The sequence below is a fragment of the Nocardia sp. CA-120079 genome, assembly GCF_050955745.1.
In the GTDB taxonomy this organism is placed as follows: Bacteria; Actinomycetota; Actinomycetes; order Mycobacteriales; family Mycobacteriaceae; genus Nocardia.
This window is the reverse complement of sequence record NZ_CP192088.1, coordinates 7,490,579-7,497,567: the sequence shown is the minus strand read 5'-3', so window position 1 is coordinate 7,497,567 and position 6,989 is coordinate 7,490,579. Positions and strand designations below refer to the sequence as shown.

At 65.8% G+C, this 6,989-nt stretch carries 8 protein-coding genes; 6 read left to right on the top strand and 2 right to left on the bottom strand.

Translation table 11 applies throughout. The features are described 5' to 3' along the window. Positions 1-140 precede the first annotated feature (140 nt). Both ACQPYR_RS34720 and ACQPYR_RS34715 read right to left on the bottom strand, forming a co-directional pair. The gene (locus tag ACQPYR_RS34720) at positions 141-920 is read right to left on the bottom strand and encodes an ESX secretion-associated protein EspG (protein WP_433623125.1); all 780 of its coding nucleotides are present in this window, start codon (positions 918-920) and stop codon (positions 141-143) included. A 10-nt stretch (positions 921-930) separates the two neighbouring features. Further along, on the bottom strand, positions 931-3,030 hold the full coding sequence (locus ACQPYR_RS34715; protein WP_433623123.1) for a hypothetical protein: 2,100 nt from the start codon (positions 3,028-3,030) through the stop codon (positions 931-933). Between the two features lie 277 nt (positions 3,031-3,307). Here ACQPYR_RS34715 and ACQPYR_RS34710 point away from each other — a divergent pair, with 277 nt between their 5' ends. From ACQPYR_RS34710 to ACQPYR_RS34685, 6 genes are all read left to right on the top strand, one after another. After that, the gene (locus tag ACQPYR_RS34710) at positions 3,308-3,586 is read left to right on the top strand and encodes a hypothetical protein (RefSeq protein ID WP_397047041.1); all 279 of its coding nucleotides are present in this window, start codon (positions 3,308-3,310) and stop codon (positions 3,584-3,586) included. Beyond that, the gene (locus tag ACQPYR_RS34705) at positions 3,583-3,882 is read left to right on the top strand and encodes a YbaB/EbfC family nucleoid-associated protein (RefSeq protein WP_433623121.1); all 300 of its coding nucleotides are present in this window, start codon (positions 3,583-3,585) and stop codon (positions 3,880-3,882) included. Before ACQPYR_RS34710 ends, ACQPYR_RS34705 begins: the two co-directional genes overlap by 4 nt. 123 nt (positions 3,883-4,005) lie before the next feature. Then, entirely contained in the window at positions 4,006-4,317 is a 312-nt protein-coding gene (locus ACQPYR_RS34700; protein WP_433623119.1) for a hypothetical protein, read from the top strand. Between the two features lie 3 nt (positions 4,318-4,320). Then, positions 4,321-5,670, top strand: a complete 1,350-nt coding sequence (locus ACQPYR_RS34695; protein WP_433623117.1) for a hypothetical protein — start codon at positions 4,321-4,323, stop codon at positions 5,668-5,670. Positions 5,671-5,682: 12 nt separating this feature from the next. After that, complete coding sequence (locus tag ACQPYR_RS34690; protein ID WP_433623115.1) at positions 5,683-5,979, top strand: PE domain-containing protein; 297 nt, start codon at positions 5,683-5,685, stop codon at positions 5,977-5,979. A gap of 14 nt (positions 5,980-5,993) precedes the next feature. After that, the gene (locus ACQPYR_RS34685; protein WP_433623113.1) at positions 5,994-6,968 is read left to right on the top strand and encodes a PPE domain-containing protein; all 975 of its coding nucleotides are present in this window, start codon (positions 5,994-5,996) and stop codon (positions 6,966-6,968) included. Positions 6,969-6,989: the final 21 nt, after the last annotated feature.

Sequence of the window (6,989 nt, the reverse complement as noted above, 5' to 3'; positions counted from 1 at the left end):
CGTTGCCCGTGGGTGAGGGCGTCGAGGAGGGCCTGCTGTTCGGGGTTGACGGCTGGTGGGAACGTTTGCTCGGTCCCGTTGATGGCGATGGTCGCTGAGCGTAGGACACTGATCGGCGTCATCGGCCACGAGAGCTCGCGTCAGCGCCGTTCGTCCTTGATGGCCTTGATCACTTCGGCGATGCCTGAATTCAACAGGGTGGTAAGCCGTTTGGTGTCGGCGGGCACGGCAACCGGTGGAGTGGCAGTGGTGATGGCGTAGCGGCCGTCGTCGGCGAGGTCGCGCCAGCCCAATCGGCTGCGGGCTACGCCGCGGGGACCGAAGCGGGATAGTCCCTGCTCGATTTCGATGATCCCCTCGCCGGTGGCGGGGGTGCGGAGGAATTGGTCGGCCAGGCGGTCGACGGTGTCGTCGAAGGTGTCCGCTACCAGCGACTGGCCATAGGAATAGTCCAGATCGGGGTTGCGGTCGCGCGGGGCGAGTACGACATCGGGGAGCTTGCCGGAGGTGGCCTCCGGGAGTTCGGCGATGAGGAGATCCGCGAGCTCCAGTGGACCGCATTCGCTGATGGTATAACCGCCACTGTGCCAAGCGGTTTCGCCGGGCAATTGCTTGAGCAGATATCCGTAGCCTTCGCGGCGGACCGCGAGCAGGCGGATCTGGCTGTCGGCGTCGTCGAAGTCGCTGCCCCAACCGTGCAGTTCGATCCGGATATCCGGCCGCGCAACGATATCCAGCACCGGTGCGACATCGTCGATCCTGCTGCCCAATTGCGCACGGAGTTCCCGTTTCTCGCGTGCGAAGTCCTCGTACAGCGGCGTGCTGCTGGTGAAGATGAAGGGGGATGGAAGCACATCCGCCTCCACGGCCTCCCAAGCGACGACGAACTCGAGGTCGGTGAATTTCCAGGTTCGGGTCATTTCTCCACAGTTACTTCTCCACGACGGCCTTGGCTACCGCCGGCGCCTCACCCAGCGCCTCTTCCAGATGTTTGTTGGACTCGAGGTACTTGGGCCGCTTGTAGTCCTTGCCCTGCCCTTGGCCCTGGCCGGCGCCCGCACCGGGAGAACCGGGCGCACCGCTCGCGGGCACACCGGCGCCCGGTATTCCGCTGAGGCGGCCGAGTGGCGAGGCCGGTCCGGCGGCATTCGCCCGGGGAAACAACCGCGCCGCGTCGGCTTCCTTCTGCAGTGCGGCAGCCGCGCTGCCGCTCAGCCCGGCACCACCACCGATCTTGCCGGCACCACCACCGCCGGTGCTCGATGCACCCGACCCGCCGGGGAATGCCGGCGCGTTGGCTCGGGCCGCAGTCAGGCCGCTCGCCGCTGCTTGCTGCGCGGCTTGTGCAGCGGCCTGCATCGCGCTCTGGGCGCCGCCGATACCCTGCTGGGCGAGCCCGGCCGCTTGGCTCAGACCATCCAAACCTGATGTCTGGGTGGCGGATTGGGTGGGATCAGCCGTGGCCGGAGTGGTTGCCGTGTAGTTCGGTGTCTCGGCCTGGGAGGTGGTACGGTCGTCGGCTCCCTGTGCGAGCTTGGACGGGTCGACCGGATTGTAGTTGGAGGCCGCGGTCGGAACGGTGCCGGTGCCCCCACCGCTGGGGGTGGGGCCGGTGCCGCCACCACTGGGGGTGGTGCCGGTGCCGCCACCGCTGGGGGTGGTGCCGGTGTCTTGTTTGCCACCCGGATTTTCGCTGGAGAGGGACTTCTTCGGAGTGGTTACCGGCAACTCGTCCATTGATGGAACGAACAGCGATGAAGTCTGGACGCCCTGAACATAGTTGTTTTCCATGTTCTGGCGATATATCGCAAGATTTCGTTGGTTTGTGGCCGTCATATCGACGTTATATGACGAGTTACCGGTCAACGGGTCTTCTGTGTATCCGGTTACCATCCCCGGCTTCGGCGGATCAGGTTGTTGAGGCATACCGGCCTTGGTATTCGCAAGCCATTCCGACGTGTATTCGAGGGTCTTACCCATACCAGTGATTTGTGTAGCCAGGGCTTTTGCCTTCGTGTGGTAGTTCTCGACCGCTTTGACGGCTCCGTCTACCCCATGTCCTTCCCACAGCGACTTGTCCACCGCATACTGGGCCAGTGTTTTGCTGGTCTTTTTCAGCTCATTCGCCATCGATTGCCACGCCAGCGCGGCGTCGAGCACCGGTTTGACCGCGTGCCCGGCCGTCTGACCGAGGTTGTACAGATCGCGCCACGACTGGCTGTCCGGGTTCTCGGGGTTGGGACCGGACTCGAGCCGCCAGAGCTTCAGCGCTTCCGTCTGAGTCTGATTCGACCCCATGGAGTCGACGAGTTTGTCCGGGAGCGCGGCAGGCTTGACGATTTGACTGAGCGGCGCCCGACCCTGGGACGAATCGACAATCTGGTCTTCCGTCAGCTTCTTTCCGCCGTTGATGAAATCGCGGCTACCGAAAGCCACTCCTTGTTCTTCCAGCTCCGAAGCTGATTGTGGCTCTTTACTCTTGACGGGAACGCCTGGGAAGTTGACGTCCATGTATTCGGTTTCGTGCTTATCGCTCTTCGGCATCTTGGTTAGAAATTTTCCGGCATCTGCGGCCGATTTCGGCTTGATCCGGTCGAGATCGTTGAGCATTCCTTTCTTCACGTCGGGATCCATATCGTGCGCGGAATCCAGGTCGACCTCGATATATTTCTTACCTGCGTCCTTGAACGTATTCAGCATTTCGTTCAACGCGGTGCTGTGCGTCTGCAACACCTCGCCCAGGCCGTGGCGAGTCCCATTGAACAGAGTTGCCAGCGCGGAGCCGGACTTCAGTTGACTCAACGGGCTGAGAGGGTTCGTCCCGTTGAGCTTTTGCTGGATACGGCTGATTCCGGCGAGTGCGTTCACGCATTCCGTGGCCGCCTTCGTAGCGGCAGAGGGCTCGAACCGGAGCTTGCCGTCGGCCACCTGTTTGGCGACGTCTTTCCAGGGGTCCTCGGCCTTCTTGCCGGGGGAATTGACCGGGCCGCGGACCTCGGGCGCCTCGCCGCTACCGCCATCACGGGTCATCGGTGCCTCCAGGTGTGGGCAGCCGACTGGGGCAAGGCCGTGGTGTCAACCATGGGTCCGCTCCTGACTATCGCCGAGAATTCGATCCAGTCTGGCATGGACGTGCACCCCGACCCATGATCGACTTCTCAGTGGTGGCAATGCATTAACGTCTGGTCGATCTTCGGCCGCAGTACACTCCTCGACAAACCCCTTTGGGGTGTCGTAACGAGCAGGCACATCACAAATGATGAGGGGTGTTATGTGGACAGCCGCATCAAGGAGTGGCTCGATCTCGGTGGAGACCACTGAACAGGGTTTGCCGGTCGGCATCAAGGTTGAACGCGGTGAATTGCGTCGTCCCCCCGCCGAGTTGGCGGCCGAGATCGTCAGATTGTGTAAGCAGTCGGCGAATCGAGCCGGCCTCGCGCGCCGGGCGGAGTTGCGGGAGGCGGGGCTGAGCAGTGACGTTCTCGCGCTGACCGGGCTGCCCAAGCCGGAAGATGTTGCCCGCCAAGAGCTCATCGAAGAATCCGAGTACGAGGTCGAGCCGCAGAGCTGGTTGCGGTCGGTATGAGTAAGGCGATGGACGATCTCGAGGCGCGGGCACAGCGCAGCCTGGAACGGCTGCGCGACCTCGCCGACGAGATGGGTGCGGTGCGCGGCCGCGAGACCTCATCCGACGGAGTCGTCACCGTGGTGGTCGACGGGAACGGCGCGCTGCAGGAGCTGAAATTGTCGGCGGGGATCGCGAAGTTGACCCCGGCCGAGTTCGAGCGACTAGTGGTCGACACGGTGAGTCGTGCGGCGCACCGTGCTTTTGCCGAACGTGGCGATCTGGTTGCCGCGTTCAACGAAGAGGCCGCCGAGTAGAGGGGGCGCGTATCACGACAATGACCCCTTACCACCAGTGGGTGGTTCCGCCGAGGCGCGGCCGCGGTAACCCGCTACATTCAACAATGCGAAACAATCGTGTTCCGGCAGTGAAGGTTTGCGATGAATAAAGTAGTAGCTACGACCGATGCCATTCGCCGGTACGGTGACGCCTCCGCGGCCTTGGCGACCGATGTCGCGCTGGCGGGAGCGACGAATCAGGTCGCGACCATGGCTGCCGCGATACCGGTCTTCGGCCTGATCGGCCAGGACTTCCTGGCCACCTTCGCTGTCGCCCAGGCAAACAACCTGACCTCGGTGGCGGAGCTGGCGCATGTGCACGGAATGTCGGCGGTTGCCGCCTATGAGAGCGCGGCCCTCTACGACGGCACCGAAGCCGTCGCATCCGCCGATTTCGGGAAGATAAACGGCTGAGCCATGAACGCGCCGATCGATCAGTCGGTCCTGGACCTGTTGCGCCACAGTACCGTTGGGCAGGCAGTTGACAGGCCGGTGAACGATGTCCTGAAAGATCTGGGGCTGCCGCAGTTGCCGCAGATTCCCGGCTTGCCGCCGATGCCGGAGTTTCCGCCGATGCCGGTGCTCGATCTGTCCGTACTGGCGAAACCGCTCACCGATCTGGCCGGCAGTTTCGGCACCGGGCGTATCCCCGCCGTGGGGCACGTCGGCTCCGAGGAGCCCGGGGTCAATCAAGCGGCGGCCCCGGCGGTCAATCCGGCGGCGGCCCCCGCGATCGATCCGGTGCAGGCGCTGTCCCAGGTGTCATCGGTCGTGCAGACGGCGGTGTCGCTCGGCACCTCCGCCATGCAGATAGCGCAGATGTTGTGGCAGAGTGACGCAGCCACCGCCGCCGGTAAGAAGGCGACTCGGGCCGCGGCGGACGGAACGGCCGTCTCGGAGCAGAGTGCGCAGACATCGGTCGGTGTCACCGCCGCGGCGGGCAGTGTCTTTCAGGGTGCCACGATGATGTCGGGGATCATCGCGAAGTTCATGACCTCGCTGGTGGCCGCGGCTCCTTTCCTGCCCACCCCACCCGGGCAGGCGTTCGTGGTCGCACTCACGGCCGATACTCTCGCCGAGGCCACCGCCTGCGTCGCCAAGACTCGTGCCGAACTCACCGTGCACAGCGCGGCCATGACCAAAACCGGAACGAAGGTCCCGGTGACCGGAGCGCCGAAAAACGTCGATCCGTCACAGGCAGTGCAGCAGATGATGCAACTGGTGGGGCCGCTCGGTCAGCTGGCGACCGCGGGTGGCCAGGCGCTGCAGACCGCCCAGACCGCGCTGAATCCGGCGAAGGCGATCGCCGATCAGGATGCCGATATGGCGCGGGCACGCCATGAGGCCGAGCTGCGCAACCCCGGTGGTGCGCTCGGCGGAGGTGCGGCAGGTGTCGGCGCCCCGATAGTGGGCGGGCAAGCGCGCCAGCTGACTCCGTGGGCCGGAGTTCGCGGCGGCACCTCTTTCGGACCGGCGGGTGCCAGTATGCCCGCCGCGGAGACCGCGTCCGCTGCCCAGGCTTCGCCGGTGCGCGGTGCGGCCACCTCGCCCGGCGCGATGCCGCTGGCCGGTGCAGCGGGTGCGGCCGGTGCGCGTGCGCAAGAGGAGCAAACGACCGAGGGCCTGCGCGGGCTACTGGTCACCGGGCTGCACGGCGACGAGGTCGTCGGTGCTGTCGAAGGTGTATCGATGCCGGTGGTCGGGGCACCCGAACAAGCTTCGGGGCGACTGGATTCCGATCCGCCGGACAAGGCACTCACCCTCTGACGGGAGATCATCATGGAGTTCGAATCGACGCAGGCCCGCAAGTCGGCGATGGCATTGGACGCGCTCGCGGCGCGGCTCGAGGCCGACCTGCGTGCGCGACTGCCGGTACTCGCCGTCGAACCGGCCGGGACCGACGAGGTGTCGGTGCGCGCCGCGCAATCGCTGCGCTCGGTCGCCTCGTCCTATGACGAAGCCGCCACGGCGGGCATTCTCGAGGTCCGCAAGCTGGCCGCCACACTGCGTTCCCAGACCGATGTGATGGATCGGATGGACGACGACAACGCGGCCGGCTTCCGGGCGGTGAAATAGCAACGGGAGCAGGGATGGTCGAGCCGCCGGTAATCGGCTTCACCGGTGTGGTCTGGCCCGCCAGACCCACCGAACAGCTGGCACGTGATTTGACCACGGGTCGCGGCGCGGCGCCGATGGCCGAAGCCGGTACGGCATGGACGCAGCTGGCCACCAGCTTCGGCGCGGCGGTCGTCGAATACGACCAGATCGTGGCGGAGCTGCGGGAGTCGTGGCGGTCGGACGGCAGTGATCTCGTCCTGGAGCGGATCGGCAAGCTGCGTGATTGGCTCGTCGATGCGGCCGCATCCGCGGGCCGCAATGCCAGCAGTGCGGCGGGCCAGGCCGCCGCCTATGAGGTGGCCAGGCTCGCGATGCCGCATGTCGCCGAGATCGCGGCACTGGAAGCTGTCAAACAGAGCATCGAGCACGCGGGTGCCGCGCTCGGCGCGCCACTGGTCGCCGCGGCGGCGCAGGTCGACAGCGAACAGGATCTCGCGAAAGCCGATGCCGCACGGGTGATGCAGAGCTATGAGTCCGCGACTACGCCGCTGGCGACTCCCTGGGTGCAGGACCATCCACCGGTGATCGCGACCAGTGTCGCACTGGACGCCGAGCAGAATGCGGCGGCGGCATCGACGGCCGCGGCGACGCCCGCGATGCCCGGCGGTGGTTTCATGCCCGTCCTCCCGGGGGTGCCCTCGATGCCGCTGGCGCAGACGGCGTATCGGGCACAGACCGTCACGCAGTCGGTGTCCGTTGAGGAAGCCGTTGCGGCACAACCGGTGCCGGTGCACGCGGAGGATGCCACGGGCCGGATGGTGCCCGGCGGCATGGCCCCGGGTGGCGCGGGCATGGGCGAGGCCGAACGCACTGTCCGTGCGGGGGCTGCCCCGACGCCACGCCCCGGTGATGCCATGCATTTGGAAACCGGTATCGAGGCCGCACCGCCGGTGCTCGGTGGTGTTGCCGAGCAGAACGCGCCCGCGCCGGGGAACGCACAGCCATGACGCCGCCCGGAGGTAAGGATC